16 protein-coding genes are annotated in these 19,541 nt (G+C 37.6%); 11 read left to right on the plus strand and 5 right to left on the minus strand.

Translation table 11 applies throughout. The annotated features are described in order from the left end of the window. The first annotated feature begins 5 nt into the window (after nt 1–5). The 3 genes from MM213_RS16930 to MM213_RS16940 are packed head-to-tail and all read left to right on the plus strand — an operon-like array spanning nt 6 to nt 4,103. A complete protein-coding gene (locus MM213_RS16930; protein WP_241414083.1) occupies nt 6–1,478 on the plus strand; it encodes a RagB/SusD family nutrient uptake outer membrane protein in 1,473 nt (490 codons plus the stop codon). Between the two features lie 10 nt (nt 1,479–1,488). After that, a complete protein-coding gene (locus tag MM213_RS16935; RefSeq protein WP_241414084.1) occupies nt 1,489–2,970 on the plus strand; it encodes a PKD domain-containing protein in 1,482 nt (493 codons plus the stop codon). A gap of 11 nt (nt 2,971–2,981) precedes the next feature. Next, nucleotides 2,982–4,103, plus strand: coding sequence for a glycoside hydrolase family 16 protein (locus tag MM213_RS16940; protein WP_241414085.1), 1,122 nt, complete (start codon nt 2,982–2,984; stop codon nt 4,101–4,103). A 72-nt stretch (nt 4,104–4,175) separates the two neighbouring features. Here MM213_RS16940 and MM213_RS16945 read toward each other — a convergent pair whose 3' ends face one another. Further along, a complete protein-coding gene (locus tag MM213_RS16945) occupies nt 4,176–4,652 on the minus strand; it encodes a DUF4199 domain-containing protein (protein ID WP_241414086.1) in 477 nt (158 codons plus the stop codon). Between the two features lie 186 nt (nt 4,653–4,838). On the opposite strand from MM213_RS16945, the gene MM213_RS16950 reads away from it, so the two are divergent. The 5 genes from MM213_RS16950 (at nt 4,839) to MM213_RS16970 (ending at nt 12,029) form a co-directional block, all read left to right on the plus strand. Further along, complete coding sequence (locus MM213_RS16950) at nt 4,839–6,527, plus strand: potassium channel family protein (RefSeq protein WP_241414087.1); 1,689 nt, start codon at nt 4,839–4,841, stop codon at nt 6,525–6,527. 93 nt (nt 6,528–6,620) lie between these two features. Beyond that, the gene (locus MM213_RS16955; RefSeq protein ID WP_241414088.1) at nt 6,621–7,778 is read left to right on the plus strand and encodes a glycosyltransferase family 4 protein; all 1,158 of its coding nucleotides are present in this window, start codon (nt 6,621–6,623) and stop codon (nt 7,776–7,778) included. 37 nt (nt 7,779–7,815) lie between these two features. Then, a complete protein-coding gene (locus tag MM213_RS16960) occupies nt 7,816–8,868 on the plus strand; it encodes an NAD-dependent epimerase (protein ID WP_241414089.1) in 1,053 nt (350 codons plus the stop codon). Nucleotides 8,869–8,954: 86 nt separating this feature from the next. Next, on the plus strand, nt 8,955–10,001 hold the full coding sequence (gene rfbB, locus MM213_RS16965; RefSeq protein ID WP_241414090.1) for a dTDP-glucose 4,6-dehydratase: 1,047 nt from the start codon (nt 8,955–8,957) through the stop codon (nt 9,999–10,001). Between the two features lie 165 nt (nt 10,002–10,166). Next, the gene (locus tag MM213_RS16970; RefSeq protein ID WP_241414091.1) at nt 10,167–12,029 is read left to right on the plus strand and encodes a M1 family metallopeptidase; all 1,863 of its coding nucleotides are present in this window, start codon (nt 10,167–10,169) and stop codon (nt 12,027–12,029) included. 134 nt (nt 12,030–12,163) lie between these two features. Here MM213_RS16970 and MM213_RS16975 read toward each other — a convergent pair whose 3' ends face one another. Together MM213_RS16975 and MM213_RS16980 are read right to left on the minus strand one after the other, a co-directional pair. Beyond that, nucleotides 12,164–12,340 carry a BF3379 family histone-like protein gene (locus MM213_RS16975; RefSeq protein ID WP_241414092.1) on the minus strand — a complete coding sequence of 59 codons (177 nt, stop codon included), beginning with the start codon at nt 12,338–12,340 and terminating at the stop codon, nt 12,164–12,166. A gap of 100 nt (nt 12,341–12,440) precedes the next feature. Next, on the minus strand, nt 12,441–13,691 hold the full coding sequence (locus MM213_RS16980; RefSeq protein ID WP_241414093.1) for an aminotransferase class I/II-fold pyridoxal phosphate-dependent enzyme: 1,251 nt from the start codon (nt 13,689–13,691) through the stop codon (nt 12,441–12,443). Between the two features lie 184 nt (nt 13,692–13,875). On the opposite strand from MM213_RS16980, the gene accC reads away from it, so the two are divergent. The 3 genes from accC to MM213_RS16995 are packed head-to-tail and all read left to right on the plus strand — an operon-like array spanning nt 13,876 to nt 17,266. Next, entirely contained in the window at nt 13,876–15,378 is a 1,503-nt protein-coding gene (gene accC, locus MM213_RS16985) for an acetyl-CoA carboxylase biotin carboxylase subunit (RefSeq protein WP_241414094.1), read from the plus strand. Then, complete coding sequence (locus tag MM213_RS16990) at nt 15,378–16,679, plus strand: DUF1015 domain-containing protein (protein ID WP_241414095.1); 1,302 nt, start codon at nt 15,378–15,380, stop codon at nt 16,677–16,679. The genes accC and MM213_RS16990 overlap by 1 nt, the downstream gene beginning before the upstream one ends. Then, a complete protein-coding gene (locus MM213_RS16995) occupies nt 16,676–17,266 on the plus strand; it encodes a Maf family nucleotide pyrophosphatase (protein ID WP_241414096.1) in 591 nt (196 codons plus the stop codon). Before MM213_RS16990 ends, MM213_RS16995 begins: the two co-directional genes overlap by 4 nt. Before the next feature lie 7 nt (nt 17,267–17,273). On the opposite strand, the gene MM213_RS17000 is transcribed toward MM213_RS16995, so the two are convergent. Together MM213_RS17000 and MM213_RS17005 are read right to left on the minus strand one after the other, a co-directional pair. Continuing rightward, nucleotides 17,274–18,014, minus strand: a complete 741-nt coding sequence (locus MM213_RS17000) for an energy transducer TonB (RefSeq protein WP_241414097.1) — start codon at nt 18,012–18,014, stop codon at nt 17,274–17,276. Between the two features lie 227 nt (nt 18,015–18,241). Next, nucleotides 18,242–19,537, minus strand: a complete 1,296-nt coding sequence (locus MM213_RS17005; RefSeq protein ID WP_241414098.1) for an efflux RND transporter periplasmic adaptor subunit — start codon at nt 19,535–19,537, stop codon at nt 18,242–18,244. Between the last annotated feature and the right edge of the window lie 4 nt (nt 19,538–19,541).

Genomic DNA, 19,541 nt, shown 5'->3' on the forward strand with positions numbered 1-19,541 from the left:
AAATCATGAAAAATACTAATAAATGGTTTCTATTCATGTCTTTATGGATATTTACCGCTTGTGACAGTTTGTTGAACATTGACCCTGAGTTTACTCAGGATGCAGAAAACTTCTTCAATACGCAGGAAGATTTTGAAAGGGCTATCATAGGAGTGTATGATATGATGCAGCCAGCTTACTTAAACATATGGATTGGCGAGATAGCATCTGACAACTCTATCGCTGGAGGAGAAAGTGTAAATGATAGCAGGGGTCTTCATGAAATAGAAAGCATGACTCATGGTGGTGTCAATGATGAACTTAGAGCAGTGATGCGTGTCAACTATACTGGCATCGCTAGGGCAAACTATATCTTCGAAAATCAAGATAAAATAGATTTTTCCGGAAAAAATGTAATTCTGGCAGAAGCAAAGATGATGCGTGCATATTTCTATTTCAATTTGGTGAAATATTTTGGAGATATGCCACTGATAGTGGGGAGAAGAATTTCTATCAATGAAATTTCAAATACCCCAAGGGCGCCAAAAGCAGAAATTTATCAACAGATTGAAGCTGATTTGAGAGATGCAATAGCTACACTTCCTCCGACAGTTGCAGAGACAGGAAGGCTTACAAGCGGAGCAGCCAAGGCGTTATTGGGTAAGGCTTTACTTTATCAGAATAAATATGCTGAGGCAGCTACTGTTTTAGGGGAGTTGATAGACAACAATCAGGGAGGTTATTCTCTGTTTTCAGATTACAGTACTCTTTTTTATGCAAATAATCAAAATGTCGCAGAGGATGTATTTACCATTCAGTTTAGTGGACTTCAAGGGGGGGATTACGGTTGTCTTATTTGTTTGAATGGGAATGCAGCAGTTGGTTTTCATAGCATAAGATTATACAACGGCCCATTATATGCTGATGGTAATAGCTACAACCTACCTACCCAAGATTTATATGATTCTTTTGCAGATGGTGATATTAGAAGAGATGCTACGGCTCTAAATCTCGATGAATTCATCGCTGCACAGCCAAATGCCTCTGAAATCACTTATGCAATTGGTGGAGGTGGTCATACAGGTTTTTTTAATAATAAGTATATCAAAAGGTTAGACGAAAGAGGTCTTCCAGATGATGATCTCACAAGTCCTTTGAATTACAGAGTTATCAGATGGGCTGATGTGTTGCTAATGGCAGCAGAAGCATTCCAAAGATCAGGTAACGACGGCAGGGCAAGAACTGAGTTGAATAAAGTCAGAAGCAGGGTTTCAATGCCTGCAATCAATAGCTCAGGTGATGCGCTTTATCAAGCTATTCTTGATGAGAGAAGGTTTGAGTTGTCTGGAGAAGGTTATAGATTCTTTGATTTGGTAAGAACAGGTCAAGCTGCTAACAGAATCAACGGATTTGTTACTGGTAAACATGAGTTGTTCCCTATTCCTCAGGTTGAAATAGATCTAGCAGGTGGTATTTGGAATCAGAATCCTGGCTATTAAATAAAAAAAAATGAAAAGATATCTAAAATATTTATGGTTAATGCTGCCAATTATTGCTTTGGCAGCATGTGTTGAGGAGTATTCCTTGGAAGGAAATCCTCCAACAGAGGCTGAGGCTAATTTCAGTTTTCAGCCGACAGCGACAAGCAATAATATTCTCCAATTCACAGCTGATAATGAATTTTTTATCATGAATTGGGACTTGGGTAATGGAGCTTCTGGCACAGGCAAAACTGTAACTGGAACATACCCCGTGGCAGGTACCTATACTGTTACTTTGACAGTGTTTAATAATGCCGGAAATGTTTCTTTCAGTAAAGAGGTGGTAATCGCAGAAACAGATCCTTTGTTGTTGGATAAGCCTTTGTTTAATGCACTGACAGGTGGAGCATCAGCAACTGAAGGGAAAACGTGGAAAATTGACGCTACTCGTCCTGGTCATTTTGGTCTTGGACCAAATCCATCTGCCGCAGGTGATTTTCCTGAGTGGTATGCAGCACAAGCAAATGAAAAAGAAGGTTCAGGAATGTACACTGATAGATATACATTCTTTTTGGATGGCTTTAATTTCAAAATGGAAACCAACGGTTTTGTGTATCTAAATGGAGCACAAGGCAGCAACTTCCCTGGCGCATTTGACCCTGGAGTTGGAGATTTGTCTGCACCTTATGAAGCACCAGATAACTTGAAATGGAGCATAGTTGAGCCAGAAGGAGCTTACCCTGAGCTGACTATTTCACAAGGAGGGTTTATTGGTTATTTCGCAGGTACCAGAACATATCAAATAATCAAAATAGAGGAAAATGAACTCTTTTTGAGAATGGTAGATCAAGCAAATAATGACTTTGCTTGGTATCTCAGGTTGATTCCAGAAGATTTTGATCCTGGCGTAGAGCCAGAGCCAGAACCAGAGCCTATAGATCCTAAAGAATTTAGGATTGAAAGTCTTATTGGAGATGGTACCAAAACTTGGAAGTTAAAACCCGCTGCAAGAGCATTTGGCGTAGGTCCAAGACCAGGTAGCGACGAGTTTTTCCCAAATGGAAATGATATCTCTGGTGATAGAGCCTGTTTGTTCAATGATCTTTATATATTCGGTGAAGGAGGAGTATATACATACGATCCTCAAGGTGACATATTTGCAGAGAATTACATGGGTACAGGTAGCGAGGGGTGTCAGCCGGCATCTAATCTCGTAGGTACACCAGGTGAAGCTTGGGGGCCGGGAACACATACATTTACTTTAACAGAAGCCACAGAGACAGAGACGGCAAAGATAACTGTGACAGGTACTGGTGCATTTATCGTATTGGCTAAGGCTTTCAATGACGGTGAATATGGAGCTGGTCCTCCAGTCGCGAATAGGTCTGTGACTTACGATGTTATTGATTATGTAAATGAAGGTGGGCAGGAAGAATTGACAATTTCAATCAATGTAAATGTAGCCGCAGGGGTATTCTGGACTTTTGTCTTGATTCCTGATAATGATTAAAGATGATAGTTATGTTCAAAACAATTCAATTCTGTTTCCTTTTTCTTACACTTGTTGGGGTAAATTCATGTACTCAAGACGAAGCTGAAGATCAAGTAACGCTTCCAAGTAACTTGGTGGTGAATGTTACTGAGTTAGAAAACGGAATAGTGAAGGTTAATTTCTCTGCTGAAAAAGCAAATTTCTTTAGGGTAAGTTTTGGAACAAGCAGCAGTTCTCCAGAGCTTGTATCAGGTACTGAAGCTACTTATAGATATGAGCAAGTAGGGGACTACACAATTACTGTTCAAGCACATGCTACCGAGGCTGACTTTATTAAGAAAGAAGAGGTAGTGTCTATCACTGAACAAAATCTTGGGATAGGATTTCCAACATCTGGATTTGAATCTCCTATGGAATATGATGGGTACTCCTTGACTTGGAATGATGAGTTTAACGGTACGACTTTATCAAGTGATTGGGTTTTTGAAATAGGTGATGGCTGTCCGGGCTTATGTGGCTGGGGAAACAATGAACTTCAATTCTATAGAAGAGAAAATGCAGAACTTAAAGATGGTTTTTTGGTAATCACAGCTAAGCAAGAGAGTGCTGGAGGAAAAAATTACACCTCTTCACGATTAAAAACCCAAGGAAAGCAGGTGTTTCAATTTGGTAGAATAGATATCCGAGCGGCATTGCCAAAAGGACAAGGCATTTGGCCTGCTTTCTGGATGCTAGGTGAAAGTATTACTGATATTAGCTGGCCTGCATGTGGAGAAATCGACATCATGGAAATGATAGGAGGAAACGCAAGTGGAAGGGATGATACGGTACATGGAACGCTTCACTGGGATAATAATGGAACTTATTCATACAGAGGGGGATTGAAAACCCTCTCTGGAGGGTCCAAATTAGCAGACAATTTCCATGTTTATTCTATCATTTGGGAGGCAAATAAGATCACTTGGTTGCTCGATGATGTAATGTTTCACGAACAAGACATCAGCCCTTCATCTATGGATGAATTTCGAAAACCATTCTTTCTATTGATAAATATGGCTGTTGGGGGAAATTGGCCAGGAAATCCAGATGGAACGACGGTTTTCCCACAGCAAATGGCTGTAGATTATGTTCGTGTTTTTCAGAAAGATTAAAACCTAGCCTAACTTGTAGCTATTCTATTTATTGGATTTGTAATAAGGGCTGTTGGATTATTCCTTCAGCCCTTATTTTTTTCTTGTAAAAATGGCTACGATCAAAGTGGTAACAGTGCCTGCTATTGGGGCGAAAATAACACTTTGATATAAATAGCTTTCCAAATTGAAATATGCTTTGGCTTCTTCCATTGTCATCTGACCTGAACTCACAACATAATCGATTACATTTGGGAAGTACTCAGGGGTGATATACATCGAAGTGATGTATTGAGAAACAGGAGTTAGAAATGTTACAAAAAGCGTAATGATCAGACCTGTAAAAACACCTTGTAAGTAGGTCATTTTCCCTTCATAGAAATTTTTTCTCTTATCCAATAGCGCAAATATGTAAATGGCTATAGAAGGTAGAGCAATCAGATTTGTATAAATTGCATGCTGTGATATATACTTGTCATGTAATCCAAAGGACTTCTCTAGTAAGATCCAAACCAAGCCCATTAGGATAAAAAGTACAGCCCATTTCAGTTCGATTTTTAGGTTATTCATATAAACTTCATTTTTATGTGTTGAGTATTTTAAAAATACACATAATTATGATTACTAATTCAATCGATTGTAAAATCATGTATTGTTTATAGAGTTGTATATCTGAAGATAATCTGTTTCATGTTTCTGTAGATAATACTTATCTTTCTGCAATAGAAAATTTTAAGCTTTTAATCTTCTTTTAATATGAAATTTCTTTCAGCTCAGGTAACATTATTGTTAAAGAATAAACCGGATCGTAGGAATCTAAAGATCCTATTTAGGTTCATTATAGTGCTTTTTGTGATGATTACTGTTTTTTCTGTAATCTTTCATTTTTTGATGATTCAGGAAGGGCAATCTTTCTCTTTTATCACAGGTTTTTACTGGACTTTGACAGTGATGTCCACATTGGGTTTTGGAGACATTACTTTTCATAGTGATGCAGGCCGTTTGTTTTCTATCATTGTATTGCTTTCTGGAATGCTGTTTTTATTGGTTTTATTTCCATTTACTTTTATCAACTTTTTTTATTCACCTTGGATGAAAGCTCAAGAACAGGCAAAAGTACCAAGTGAACTACCTGAAAACACACGAGGCCATGTGATTTTGACAAGATACGGAACGGTGACAGAGGCTTTGATCAAAAAACTTGATAGATTCAACTATAAATATGTGGTTTTGGTTGAAGATTTTGCAGAAGGATTGCGCTTGCGAGAACTTGGAGTAAAGGTGATGTTGGGAAGTTTGGTCGATCCAGAAGCATATAAGGCTGCACGTGTAGAAAAAGCGGCTTTGGTAGCTACTACTGAATCAGACGTATTGAACACCAATGTGGCATTTACTGTAAGAGGGATTTCAAAAACCGTCCCTATTATTTCAACTTGTAGTTTTGAGCATTCTGATGATATACTCAAACTGGCAGGAAGTAATCATGTGTTGCATTTGGGTGAAATTATGGGATTGTTTCTCTCTCGTCGCGCCAATGGTGGTGATGCCCGAGCCCATGTTATAGGTAGATTTGATGATTTGCAGATTGCCGAGGCAATGGTTACAGGTTCGACTTTGGTTGGTCAGATGTTGAGAGAAACTAATTTGAGGCAGGAGATTGGTGTGAGTGTAGTTGGTGTTTGGGAAAGGGGTAAATTCAAGTCTCCTCAACCTGATACGCTGATATCAGAGAGTACAGTTTTGGTCTTGGCTGGATCAAACGAACAAATAAATAGCTACAACAAGACACACGGAGTCAAATCAGAGGTCAATTCTCCAGTGATTATCATAGGTGGAGGAAGAGTAGGAAGAGCAACGGGTAGGGCCCTGGCAAAGCGAAATATAGATTATAGGATTGTTGAGAAAGATGTTACAAGGATTTATGATAGAGAAAAAACAATTTTTGGAGATGCAGCAGAGTTTGAAATTCTAAAAATTGCAGGGATAAATGATTCTCCATGTGTAATTATAACCTCCCATGATGACGATGTCAATGTCTATCTAACTATTTATTGTAGAATGTTGAGGCCTGACATTCAGATTATTACTAGATCCACACTTGAAAGAAATTTAGGAACCATGCATAGGGCAGGTTCTGATTTTGTGATGTCTTATGCATCTATGGGAGCCAACACTATTTTGAATCTATTACAAAGGTCAGATATACTGATGGTAGCAGAAGGGCTTGATTTGATCAAAGTTCGTGTCCCAAAAAAATTGGAAGGGAAGTCAATTTTGGAATCTTCAATTAGAAAGGAAACAGGTTGCACTGTAATTGGGGTTCGGAATGATGAATCAACACAGATCAATCCTGAACCTGAAATTGTTTTGAAAAAAGGGCATGAAATTATTTTGATAGGTACTGTTGAGTCGGAAAATAAATTTTTTGAAATCTATGGTAAGTAGTCCGTTTTTTGCATTTATGTAAAATAACATACCTTTTTATTCAAATTAAAAAAGAATAAAAGCTTATCTTTGAAGTTTTAACCCAGAAATTTAATGCCAAAATTAATTCGAATAACTACTGTTCCTTTATCACTCAAACTTTTGCTTTCTGGACAGATGAAATTTATGAAGGATGCAGGTTGGGAAGTGCTGATGGTGAGTGCAGATGGAAGAGAGATTCATGAAGTTTCAAAAAGAGAAAATTGCCCACATCATATCATCCCATTTACTAGGCGTATAACACCCATTTGGGATTTATATTGCCTGTGGTTGTTGTTTAGGCTATTCAGAAAAGAAAAGCCTGATATTGTCCATACCCATACTCCAAAAGCAGGTTTACTGGGAATGATTGCAGCCAAGTTTGCAGGTGTCAAAATTAGGATCCATACTGTGGCAGGAATGCCATATATGGCTGCCGAAAAGAACAAGAAGAGTCTTTTGATGAAGGCAGAAAAATGGACATTCAAATATGCTACTGAAGTCTGGCCAAACTCAGAATCACTGATGAAGTTTATACTTTCGGAGAAGTTGGTAGATGCTTCAAAATTAAATATCATTGGCTCCGGATCTAGCAATGGTGTAGATCTCAATGTTTTCAACAGGCACTCGTTAAAAGAAAACCATCTTGTAGCAGCGACTATGCGGATTTTGCCTGGTGAAAATGAATTTATCATCCTCGGAGTGGGTAGATTGGTGAAAGATAAAGGTATCGAAGACTTGGTAAAGGCATTCTTAGCTTCCAAGATAGTCAATAAGTCAAAACTTGTTCTATTGGGTTCTTTTGAGCAAGAATTAGATCCTATTGATGATCAAATTTTGAGACAGATTCAAGATCATCCCAAAATCATACAGATAGAATGGACAGATCATGTTTCTCATTATATGGCAATCTCAGATATATTAGTACACGCATCGTATAGAGAGGGGTTTCCCAATGTCTTACTTGAAGCAGGAGCAATGCAATTACCAATAATTTGCTCAAATATCATAGGAAACAAGGATGTGATAAGTGATAGGAAATCCGGTTTGATGTTTCCTGTAAAAAAAATCGATGTGATAAAGGATGCTTTGGAGTTTGCATATGTGAAGAGGGAATATATGCAAGGTTTGGCAGATAATCTCTACCATGAAGTAAAAGAAAAGTATGACAGGAAAGTCATACATCAAAAAATACTAAAAGAGTATTATAGGCTTATGGACCAAGAGGTGTAGGTCTGTTTGCTTTTTTATAAATATAATAATTTGACTCATGAAATATTTTATCACAGGAACAGCTGGATTTATCGGTTTTCACCTTACAAATGCTTTGATCAAAAGAGGTGATGAGGTTTTTGGAGTAGATAACATCAACGACTATTATGATGTAAATTTGAAGTATAATAGACTTGAAGCAGCAGGGATTATCCGTGAGGAAGTAGCGTATGGAAAAGCTGTAAAATCAGAGAAACTTCAAGGGTACACATTTATGCAATTGGATATCGCTGACAAAGAACAACTTTTGGAGGTTTTTAAGAAAGAAGAAATTGATGTTGTTGTCAATCTAGCAGCTCAAGCAGGTGTTAGGTATTCTTTGGAAAATCCAGATGCGTATATTCAGGCAAACATTCAAGGGTTTATGAATATATTGGAAGCTTGTAGAGCTTATCCAGTAAAGCACTTGGTGTATGCATCATCAAGCTCTGTATATGGATCCAATACCAAGATGCCATTTGCCACGACAGATAATGTTGACCATCCTGTGAGTCTTTATGCTACCACAAAAAAAGCCAATGAATTAATGGCACATACTTACAGCCACTTGTTCAATATCCCGACGACTGGTTTAAGGTTTTTCACTGTTTATGGACCTTGGGGTAGACCTGATATGGCCTTGTTTCTTTTTGCTGATGCGATTGATAACGATAAGGCAATCAAAGTTTTTAACCATGGTAAAATGAAACGAGATTTTACTTATGTAGATGATATTGTGGAGGGAATTGTGAGAGTTTCCGATAGGCCGGCTTCTCCAAATGAAAACTGGGGAGGTGACAACCCGGATCCTGGAAGCTCGAAGGCTCCATTTAAAGTTTACAATATAGGAAACAGTAATCCTGTCGAGCTAATGGATTACATCAAAGCTTTGGAAAATGCTATGGGAAAAGTTGCCGAAAAAGATATGTTGCCAATACAACCGGGCGATGTACCAGCTACATTTGCAGATGTCAGCGACTTGATCAGAGATACTGGATATAGCCCAACCACTTCAGTAGTTGAGGGAGTAGCAAAATTTGTAGACTGGTATAAAGCTTATTACAAAAAGTAACCTTTTTATAAGGCAAAAAAACAATTGGGAGATTGCAGGATCCCCATCTCCATGTTTTTAAAATACATTCATAATTATCAACGAAAATGTCTAAAAGTATACTAATAACAGGAGGGGCCGGATTTATCGGAAGTCATGTAGTCCAGCTTTTTATTGAAAAATACAGAGATTACAAAATTGTAAATCTTGACTGCTTAACCTATGCAGGTAACCTAGAAAACCTAAAAGCTGTCGAAAATGCTCCAAATTACATTTTTGAAAAAGTTAACCTTTTGGATATTGACGAATTGAAGAGAGTTTTCGAAATGCATAAGATCACAGATGTCATTCATTTGGCAGCTGAATCCCATGTAGATAGATCCATCTCTGACCCACTTGCTTTTGTGAATACCAATGTGATCGGAACTGTGAATTTGCTTAATGTGGCAAAGACCTACTGGAAAAATCTTAAAGATCACCTTTTCTATCATGTTTCTACGGATGAAGTTTATGGTTCTTTAGATCATGGTGGGTTTTTTACTGAGACGACACCTTATGATCCTCAGTCGCCATATTCTGCATCAAAAGCTGCCTCTGATCATTTTGTAAGGGCTTATGCGAATACTTATGGTTTGAAAACCGTGATTACGAATTGTTCCAACAACTATGGGCCCAATCAGTTTCCTGAAAAACTTATTCCACTTTGTATCCACAATATCAAAAATGATAGACCGCTCCCCGTTTATGGAAAAGGAGAAAATATTAGGGATTGGCTATTTGTGGTAGATCATGCTAGGGCTATTGATGTGGTGTTCCATCAGGGGAAAGTTGGAGAGACTTACAATGTCGGGGGCTTCAATGAATGGAAAAACATTGATATCGTTAAATTGCTTTGTCGAAAAATGGACGAAAAATTGGGCAAAGAACAAGGTACTTCAGAAAAACTGATTACTTATGTTACAGACCGGGCAGGTCATGATATGCGCTACGCCATAGATGCAAGCAAAATCCAAAATGAATTGGGTTGGGAGCCAAGCTTACAATTTGAGGAAGGTATTTCAAAAACAATTGATTGGTACTTGGAGAATGAAGAATGGCTCAATAATGTAACTTCTGGTGATTATCAGAAGTATTACCAAGAGCATTACAAATAATAAAATAGTAAACTAAGATTTATTAAGTTTTTGGCAAATCCCAATGTTAAGATCATCACATTAATGAAGTAATTCTAAATGATATGCTTTAAAACATGTATATTTTATCAACGGCTTGTAAGTCAAATGTATTTTAGATTATTTTAGCAAAAAAACCTAAATAATATGATTAAGAGATTAAGGTTTGCTGTAGGTTTGCTTTCTCTTCTGGGGATCACAACGCTTACGCACGCACAGAAAGACCGCTTTCAGCAGAAAGTTAAATATGAAATGGATGTGAAAATGGATGTTGTGAAAAACCAATATACAGGGACACAAAAGCTTCATTATACTAACAATTCACCTGATACATTGGATCGGGCATTCTATCATTTGTACTATAATGCTTTTCAGCCTAATAGTATGATGGATGTGAGATCGAGAACGATAGCTGATCCAGATAGAAGAGTCAGAGATAGAATTCAAAGTCTTTCTCCAGAAGAGTATGGGATTTTGGAGGTCAAATCATTGAAAATGAACGGGAAAACCGTAGATTTTGATCATGAAGAGACGATTCTTGAAGTTAACCTAGCAGAACCAATTTTGCCAGGAGAGACGGTGGTTTTTGATATGGAATTTTTTGGTCAAGTTCCACTTCAAGTGAGAAGGGCAGGAAGAGACAATGCTGAAGGAATCCGCTATTCGATGTCGCAATGGTATCCAAAAATGGCCGCCTATGATGTAAGAGGTTGGCATGCAAATCCATACATCGGAAGAGAGTTTTACGGCAATTTTGGAGATTTCGATGTGAAGATCACCATTGATAAAGATTATCTATTGGGAGGAACTGGATATCTTGAAAATGCAAATCAAATAGGAAAAGGTTATGAAGATGCAGGTGTAAAAGTGCCTGCTACAAAGTCAAAAGAATTGACTTGGCATTTTACAGCTCCAAATGTTCATGATTTCATGTGGGCAGCAGATCCAAAATATACATTGGTAAAAGAACAAATGGAGAATGGGCCAATGGTTCATTTGCTATATGTAAAAGATGAAAAAACAGAGGAGAATTGGGGGAAATTGATGCAATATACAATTGATGCCATCAAATATTGCAGTGAGAATTTTGGGAAATATCCTTACGATCAATATTCAGTAATCCAAGGCGGCGATGGAGGGATGGAATATCCTATGGCTACATTGATTACTGGACATAGAAACCTAAGGAGTTTGGTTGGTGTGACTGTTCATGAACTTATACATAGCTGGTATTATGGTGTATTGGGATTCAATGAATCCTCTGAGCCATGGTTGGATGAAGGGTTTACAACATGGGGTACGAGCGTAGTAATGGATGCAGTTTTTGAGAAGGATCCTAACTTTGTCCATAACGGAAGTTATAGATCATATTTTAGGTTAGCAGGAGCAGGCTATGAAGAGCCTTTGACGACCCATGGTGATCATTACAATTTGAATTCAGCTTATGGCCCTGGTACTTATAACAAAGGAGCTGTTTTCGTAGAGCAAATGGCTTATGTAGTAGGCAAAGAAAATTTTGACAAAGCCTTGTTAAAATTGTGGAACGATTTCCAATTCAAGCATCCCAATGGGAATGATGTGATCAGGACTTTTGAAAAAGTCAGTGGCTTGGAATTGGATTGGTATTATGATTATTTCATTGCATCTACCAAGCAGATTGATTATGGTGTGAAGTCAGTAGAAGCAGCTGGGAAGGATACTAAAATCATTTTGGAGCGAAAGGGTATGATGCCTATGCCTTTGGATGTGGTAGTCACCTACCAAGATGGATCGCAAGAGTTGATTTATTTGCCTTTGGTAATCCAAAGAGGAGAGAAGCCTGAAGAATCAGGGATGCCTAAAAGAGTCTTGACACAAAAGTGGCCTTGGACAGATTATACAACTGAGGTGAAATTGGCTAGACCAATTTCAGAGATCAAAAGTGTAGAAATCGATCCTAGTATGAGATTGGCGGATGTAGATAGAGAAAACAACAAGATAGAAGTCTCTGTAGAGATGGAGAAGAAGTAACCAACAAGCATACAAGCGTTTGTAAGCCGTCGAAGAATTGTCTTTGACGGCTTTTTTGCTTCTTCTTAAAAATGGAAAATAAAAAAAGGCAACCAAACGATTGCCTTTTTTTATGCTTTTTTGAAATGCTTAGATCAGCCAGCATTCTTTTTATCTTGAACTTCCTTACGAATATCCTGCGCCAAGTTCTTAAGGTCTTGCATACCTTTTCTAACTCTTGTTCCAGCAGCTTGGTTGCCTTTATCGTAGAATTTCTCGAAGTCAGCTTCAAGACCCATTACAAGATCTTTAATTTCGCTAAATTTGCTCATAGTAAAAATTAATTTTAAGGTTGATGATAAGTTTATTTTTTGTTCAATATATGCAAAATGTTTATAAAAGAACAGTTTAAAGCTATTTTTTGAGGTTTTTTTATTCCCCAAATGAAATAGCAAGATCCGAACTCTTGTAGAATCCACTAGTTAGTTTTTCCTTTACTGCCTCAAACGCTGCTATCGTTTCACTGACATCTTCCAATGTATGGACAGCTGTAGGAATTAGTCTTAGAATAATCATGCCTTTAGGGACTACCGGATAGATCACCACAGAGCAGAAGATATTGTAATTCTCCCTCAAATCCTTACTCAAAGTAGCAGCTTCTCCTACAGTACCATTCAACACCACAGGGGTCACCGGTGAGTTGGATTTGCCAATACTAAATCCTTTTTCAATAAGACCTGATTTTAGTGCATTTACGATTTTCCAAAGGTTATCCTTCAATTCAGGCTTAGTCCTAAGCAGTTCTAATCTTTTCAACGCGCCCTCTACCAATAACATCGGCAAAGATTTGGCGTAAATCTGTGAACGCATGTTGTATTTTAGGTAATGGATCACATTCGCATCTCCGGCGATGAATGCTCCGATAGAAGCCATAGACTTCGCAAAAGTAGAGAAATAAAGATCGATTTGACTTTGGATACCTTGCTCTTCACCTGTACCTGCTCCAGTTTGTCCCATAGTGCCAAAACCATGTGCATCATCCACCAGTAGTCTAAAATCAAACTTCTCCTTCAATTTCACAATTTCAGCAAGCTTACCTTGATCACCAGTCATTCCAAAAACACCTTCTGTGATCAAAAGAATTCCACCGCCAGTTTCTTCAGCTAGTTTGGTGGCTCTTTTTAGTTGTGTCTCACAGTTTTCGATATCATTATGAGGAAATACATACCGCTTACCCAAGTGCATTCTCAGTGCATCAATGATACAGGCATGGCACTCACTGTCATATACTACTACATCTTTTCTATCAAGCAATGAATCGATTACTGACATGATTCCTTGATAGCCATAGTTCAATAGGTATGAGCTTTCTTTACCAACAAATTCGGCAAGTTCTCTTTCCAACTGCTCGTGAAGATCCGTCTGACCAGACATCATTCTCGCTCCCATCGGATAAGCTGCTCCCCATTTTGCAGCGGCATCAGCATCTGCTTTTCTGATTTCAGGATGATTAGCCAAACCTAGATAGTTATTTAGACTCCAAGTCAAGACATCTTTGCCCTTAAATTTCATCCTCGGAGCAATCTCTCCCTCTAATTTTGGAAAAGTAAAATATCCTTCTGATAATTCCGAATGCTTGCCCAATGGGCCAAGATTGGTATTTAATTTTTCGAATAAATCCAAAGTTTAAAACGTTTAAGTTTTACAATTTACTGCTTGCGGAACTTTCCGCTAAACTCGCCAAAAGTAACACATTTTGCCCACCTCTGCAAAATTTGACCCTCAATTCAAATAATCTTTCACATACTCGCTAAATTTTCTTTACTTCGTGGGTTATGCTTTTTATGGATATTAATAAAACCCAAATATGAAAAAAATTCAAAAGCTTTTGGTTGCAAATAGAGGTGAAATCAGCCTTAGGATAATGCGTACTGCCAAAGAAATGGGAATCAAGACAGTAGCTGTGTATAGCGAGGCTGACAGAAATGCTCCTCATGTGAAATTTGCTGATGAAGCCGTTTGCTTAGGACCTCCTGCTTCTTCCAAATCCTATCTTCTGATGGATAAAATTATTGAAGTATCCAAAAGTTTGAATGTAGATGCAATCCACCCCGGCTATGGATTCCTGTCTGAAAATGCTTCTTTTGCCCAAAAAGTAACTGATGCAGGAATCATCTTTGTAGGGCCATCTCCAGCTGCTATAGAAGTGATGGGGTCCAAGCTTGCCGCAAAGCACGCGGTATCAAAATATGATATTCCGATGGTGCCTGGTACTGAAGATGCGATTTCAGATATCCCAGCTGCCAAAGTTAAAGCAAATGAAATAGGCTATCCCATTTTGATCAAAGCTAGCGCTGGTGGAGGTGGAAAAGGAATGCGAATAGTCGAAAATGAAGAGGAGTTTGAAGAGCAGATGAATAGGGCTATTTCTGAAGCAGAATCTGCTTTTGGGGATGGTGCAGTTTTTATAGAAAAATACATAACTTCTCCCAGACACATAGAAATACAAGTGTTGGGAGATATGCATGGAAATGTCATTCATTTGTTTGAAAGAGAATGTTCAGTACAAAGAAGGCATCAAAAAGTAATTGAAGAAGCTCCATCTGCCGTAGTATCTGACCAAATGCGTAAAGCAATGGGAGAGGCAGCAGTGAAAGTTGCAAAGGCATGTGATTATTATGGTGCTGGTACTGTAGAATTTATTGTTGATGAAAAATTGAATTTTTACTTTCTGGAGATGAATACCAGGCTTCAGGTAGAGCATCCTGTCACTGAAATGATTACTGGGAAAGATTTGGTGAAGGAACAGATTCTGATCGCCGAAGGTCATCCATTGAGCTTTTCCCAAGAGGATTTGAAGATTCATGGACATGCAGTAGAGGTGAGGGTGTATGCAGAAGATCCAAGAAATAACTTTTTGCCTGATATCGGAAATCTGCAAACTTACATCAGGCCTCAAGGATCCGGTGTTAGGGTAGATGATGGGTTCGAACAGGGCATGGATATTCCAATCTATTATGATCCAATGATAGCAAAGCTGATCACACATGCAGATACTAGAGAATTGGCAATGGACAGGATGATTAGGGCGATTGAAGAATATCAGATTACTGGAATTGAGACGACTTTGGGCTTCTGTAAGTTTGTGATGGAGCATGAAGCCTTTAGGTCAGGGGATTTCGACACCAAATTTGTAGAAAAGTACTTTACACCTGAGAAATTGGACATTCAGTGGACTGAAGAAGAGCTTGCTCTACTTTCCGCAGCTGCTGTTTCACTTTATGAAAAACAGAAAACAGACTTGCGCAGAGTGAATTCATTGCAGAATGATGCATTGCCAAGAACCAACTGGAAAAACAGACTACTTTAATGGCAGAGATATTACCTATCAAGGCTTGGAGATACCATGAGAAATTCACCAAGCAGATTGAGGATTTGACTTCTCCACTATTTGATGTAGTATCAACCAAACAGCGGGAAGCTCTTTACAACAACCCATTAAATAGTATCCATCTATCAGTTCCTTTGGGAGAAAATCCCGCACAGAATGCAGCACAGTGTTTGGAGAAATGGAAAAAGGACCAAGTACTTGTGCAAGACAAAGTGCCAGGAATCTATGTCTATTACCAATATTTCAGATTGCCTGGACAAGAACAAGAATCTTGTAGAAAAGGGTTTGTAGCTAATATCAAGGCGTATGACTGGGAAGAGGATGTCGTACTTAGGCATGAAAATACCATTGCCAAAGCTGTAAATGACCGAGTTGAACTTTTGAAAGCAACCAAGTTTCAGCCAAGTGCAACACATGGACTATATGAAGACGAAAGCCATTCCTTGGAGGCTTTTATGGATAAGGCAATAGAAGATCCACTCTATGATTTGGAGGATTATCAAGGTGTCAGAGAAGTTTTGGCAGTCATTCAAGATGCTGAAATAATAGCAAAATTCATCAAGGTAATCAAAGACAAGCAAATCATTTTGGCTGATGGTCACCACCGATATGAAGGAGCAATTGAATATCGGAAATCGAGTCTGGAGAATAATCCTTCACATACTGGTTTTGAATCATATAATTACCATATGATGTACTTCACAAATGCACATTCCAAAGATTTGAGAATCCTTCCAACACATAGGATTTTTACGGGGTTTCAATTTGAAGAAGAAGCTCTTTTGGAGCAGATTAGTGAGTTCTTTTTTGTTAAAAAACTGAATGATGTAGAAGAAATCGAAGAGCTAATTTTACAAAAAAAATGGGCTTTTGGATTGATTATAGGAGAGAATGCTTACAAGATTAGGTTTTATGAGGAAAATATTGACCTGATGCCATCAGAGATTCCTGAAGTGATCAGAAATCTTGACTTGATGGTATTGCATTACTTTTTTGTGGAAAAAGTTTTGGGGATACCTTTGGAAAAACAGCGTTATTCAGATCAGATTGAATATGAAAGGAATCTAAGAAGATGTGTTTTGAAGACTATTTCTTGGAAAGCTTCATTTTCATTGATCACGAAGGATATTTCCATGAATCAAGTTTTGGAAGTCTGTAAATCTGGACACACCATGCCTCAAAAATCAACATATTTCTATCCAAAAACACTTTCAGGACTGCTGTTTGCGTCGATTGAAGAAAGTGAGTTTGCTTTTCCTTACCAAATGTACCAGTCATGATCAATTTAAAGAATCACCATGTAGTTTTGGCCTCAAAATCACCTCGCAGAAATGAACTTTTGAAAGGTTTGGGGATTGATTTTACAGTGAGGACCAAGGATACTGATGAAAGTTTTCCATCTGAGATGAACCCTTTTGAGGTAGCAGGATTTCTTTCCAAGAAAAAGGCTGATGCATTTTTGGAAGAAATTGAAGCAAATGAAATTTTGATTACTGCAGATACAGTAGTGATAGTGAACAATCAGATTTTGGGAAAACCAATTGATAAAAATGATGCCTTTGAAATGATCAATTCATTATCTGATGGGGTTCATGAAGTTGTCACGGGTATCACTCTTACTTCAAAGACAAAGCAAGTGACACTTCAGGATACTGTCAGTGTAAGCTTCAAAAAACTGGATAAGGAAGAGATTGAATTTTACATCGAGACATTCAAACCATTCGATAAAGCAGGAGCTTATGGCATTCAAGAATGGATTGGTTATATAGCGGTGGATAGGATAGAGGGATCATTTTACACAGTGATGGGATTACCGGTACATTTGGTATATGATCAGTTGAGAAATTGGGAAAGAAGCCAAGTTTAAATTGACTTTAGGCTCCCAATTTAAATCGTATAGGCATATTTATATTATATACAATAGGCTTGCCATCTAGCATGGCTGGAGTCCATTTGTGGGGGTAATTTTTGATTACTCTTAGGGCTTCTTCATTTAATGAAGGATGGGCATCTTCAGGGTTAATCAACTCAATATCTGTTAAATCACCGTTTTCCGTGATATTAAAGCTAATATTGACAGTCCCTTCTACTCCATTTTTTTTCATATCTTTAGGATACTTCAAGTGCCTTCCAATATACTCATTCCAACCTTGTCTACCTCTATAGGGTTCTGGTTCTATTGTTTTGAGATTGGGAATTACTTTGCCTTGATTGTCAAAATGAGCTTCTTCGATAATCATTGGTCCTACCGATTTGATGGTTTTGGTTAATTTTCCATCTGTATTATAAATCTCAGTATATTTATGATTGCTATTTTTATTGATTGTGTTTTTTTGAATGATATTTCCTTCTTTGTTATAGATTGTTCCAGTCTCAATTACACTGCTATTAGATTTATCCTGCTTTGTTATCGTTTCTTTCACTAAAATGCTATCCATGGAATAGAATTTTTCTGAGCTCATTTCATTGCTAACATTCAATTGTGAAAAATATAAAGGTTTATAAAGCTCAATATCATTAATTTGAATAAAAAACTTATTATAATATTTAGATTCCTGAGCGAAACTTACCATGCAAAGAATGAATGCAAATATTGTAAATATTGATTTTTTCATTTGAAAAGAATTTGATTCAGGTTCTGATTTTATAAAAAAAACTTCGTTATTCCAAATTTGTATTGAAACAAGTATGAAAAAGTAAAACGGATTGAAGAAAAAGTGAATTTTCTTTCCACATCAATTGCCTTTTATCAGGTACCCTTTTTTACAAATACACAAAAATTAGAAAAGCAGGGTTCAAACTTGACCCTGCTTTTTTGATATACTTTTTTAATTGTGTTAACTTATTCAGTCTTTTTAGTGACTTTAAGCAAATCTTTATCTTTCAGTTGTTTGCTGATCACGAAATATGGGCCTGAGATTATTTCTTCTCCTTCGTTTACACCTTCTATGATTTCAATATTGTCAAAATCCGAAATCCCTGTTTTGATTTCTTTTTGAACTGCTCGGCCATTTTCGACAGTGTATACCAATTCTTTTAATTTTGAAGTACCGTCTGGACTTACATTTTTTTGATCTTCTCGTGTAGTCACTGCAGCAAGTGGTACAGTTAATACATTCTCTTTCTTCTGTGTAATGATATCAACACTTGCAGTCATTCCTGGACGGAAAGGAAATCTGTTCTTCTCAGTTACTAGTTCAGCATAAGATTCGTTGATGATTCTTATTTTTACCTCAAACTCTGTTACAGCGTCGATACTTGCTTTGGTATTTGCTGAATTTGCGATTGAAGTCACGACTCCTTTGAATTTTTTTGCTACAGAAGCATAAGAATCCACATCTATCAAAGTAGTATCACCTAAACTGATTCTGACAATGTCATTTTCATTTACATTTACCCTTACTTCCATTTTGCTCAGATCAGCAAGACGAAGCATTTCGGTACCAGCCATTTGCTGTGTTCCTACTACTCTTTCTCCTTTTTCAACCAACAATTTAGAAACTGTACCATTTACAGGAGAATAAACATTAGTCAATCTAAGGTTTTCGTTGGCTTCATCTACAGTAGCTTGAGAACTTTTGATAATGTATTCTGCTCCCAATACTGTTTGCTTAGCGGCTTCCAGGTCATTTTGGGCAGTAAGGAAATTGGATTGTGCCAATTCCCAATCTGAATCAGAAATTACTTTATCATTGTACAATTTTTCATTTCTCTTATAGTCTAAATCTGCTCTTGTGTACTGAGCCTCAGATCTCTTCAAATTGGCTTGAGCTTGAGCAAGGTTTGCTTTCTGTTGATTGAGATTAGCTCTTGCTCTATCTAGTGCAGAAATGAAGTTGTCAGGTCTGATTTTGACCAAAAGATCACCCACTTTGACAGAATCACCTTCCATTACATTCAACTCTATAATTTCCCCCGCTACGTCCGGACTAAGTTTCACTTCAATTTCCGGTTCGATGACACCAGATGCAGAAACTTTCTCAATGATACTCGATTTTTTGGCTAGCGTAGACTCTACTGCTACTTCTTTTTCACCACCGATCCAGCCGGCAGATTTTCCAATGATTGCGAAAACAACAAGTACTCCTACTATAGCAAGTAAGATATAAAGAACTTTGTTTGACTTTTTCTTTGCCATGATA

The sequence above is a fragment of the Belliella alkalica genome (assembly GCF_022549785.1).
Lineage (GTDB): Bacteria > Bacteroidota > Bacteroidia > Cytophagales > Cyclobacteriaceae > Belliella > Belliella alkalica.

What these genes read in the sequence shown, in the direction of transcription:
- MM213_RS16990 (WP_241414095.1), top strand. Translation starts at nt 15,378, where the DNA reads ATGGCAGAGATATTACCTATCAAGGCTTGGAGATACCATGAGAAATTC.
- MM213_RS16945 (WP_241414086.1), bottom strand. Translation starts at nt 4,652, where the DNA reads ATGAATAACCTAAAAATCGAACTGAAATGGGCTGTACTTTTTATCCTA.
- MM213_RS17005 (WP_241414098.1), bottom strand. Translation starts at nt 19,537, where the DNA reads ATGGCAAAGAAAAAGTCAAACAAAGTTCTTTATATCTTACTTGCTATA.
- MM213_RS16950 (WP_241414087.1), top strand. Translation starts at nt 4,839, where the DNA reads ATGAAATTTCTTTCAGCTCAGGTAACATTATTGTTAAAGAATAAACCG.
- MM213_RS16970 (WP_241414091.1), top strand. Translation starts at nt 10,167, where the DNA reads ATGATTAAGAGATTAAGGTTTGCTGTAGGTTTGCTTTCTCTTCTGGGG.
- MM213_RS16940 (WP_241414085.1), top strand. Translation starts at nt 2,982, where the DNA reads ATGTTCAAAACAATTCAATTCTGTTTCCTTTTTCTTACACTTGTTGGG.
- accC (WP_241414094.1), top strand. Translation starts at nt 13,876, where the DNA reads ATGAAAAAAATTCAAAAGCTTTTGGTTGCAAATAGAGGTGAAATCAGC.
- MM213_RS16995 (WP_241414096.1), top strand. Translation starts at nt 16,676, where the DNA reads ATGATCAATTTAAAGAATCACCATGTAGTTTTGGCCTCAAAATCACCT.
- rfbB (WP_241414090.1), top strand. Translation starts at nt 8,955, where the DNA reads ATGTCTAAAAGTATACTAATAACAGGAGGGGCCGGATTTATCGGAAGT.
- MM213_RS16975 (WP_241414092.1), bottom strand. Translation starts at nt 12,340, where the DNA reads ATGAGCAAATTTAGCGAAATTAAAGATCTTGTAATGGGTCTTGAAGCT.
- MM213_RS16930 (WP_241414083.1), top strand. Translation starts at nt 6, where the DNA reads ATGAAAAATACTAATAAATGGTTTCTATTCATGTCTTTATGGATATTT.
- MM213_RS16960 (WP_241414089.1), top strand. Translation starts at nt 7,816, where the DNA reads ATGAAATATTTTATCACAGGAACAGCTGGATTTATCGGTTTTCACCTT.
- MM213_RS16935 (WP_241414084.1), top strand. Translation starts at nt 1,489, where the DNA reads ATGAAAAGATATCTAAAATATTTATGGTTAATGCTGCCAATTATTGCT.
- MM213_RS17000 (WP_241414097.1), bottom strand. Translation starts at nt 18,014, where the DNA reads ATGAAAAAATCAATATTTACAATATTTGCATTCATTCTTTGCATGGTA.
- MM213_RS16955 (WP_241414088.1), top strand. Translation starts at nt 6,621, where the DNA reads ATGCCAAAATTAATTCGAATAACTACTGTTCCTTTATCACTCAAACTT.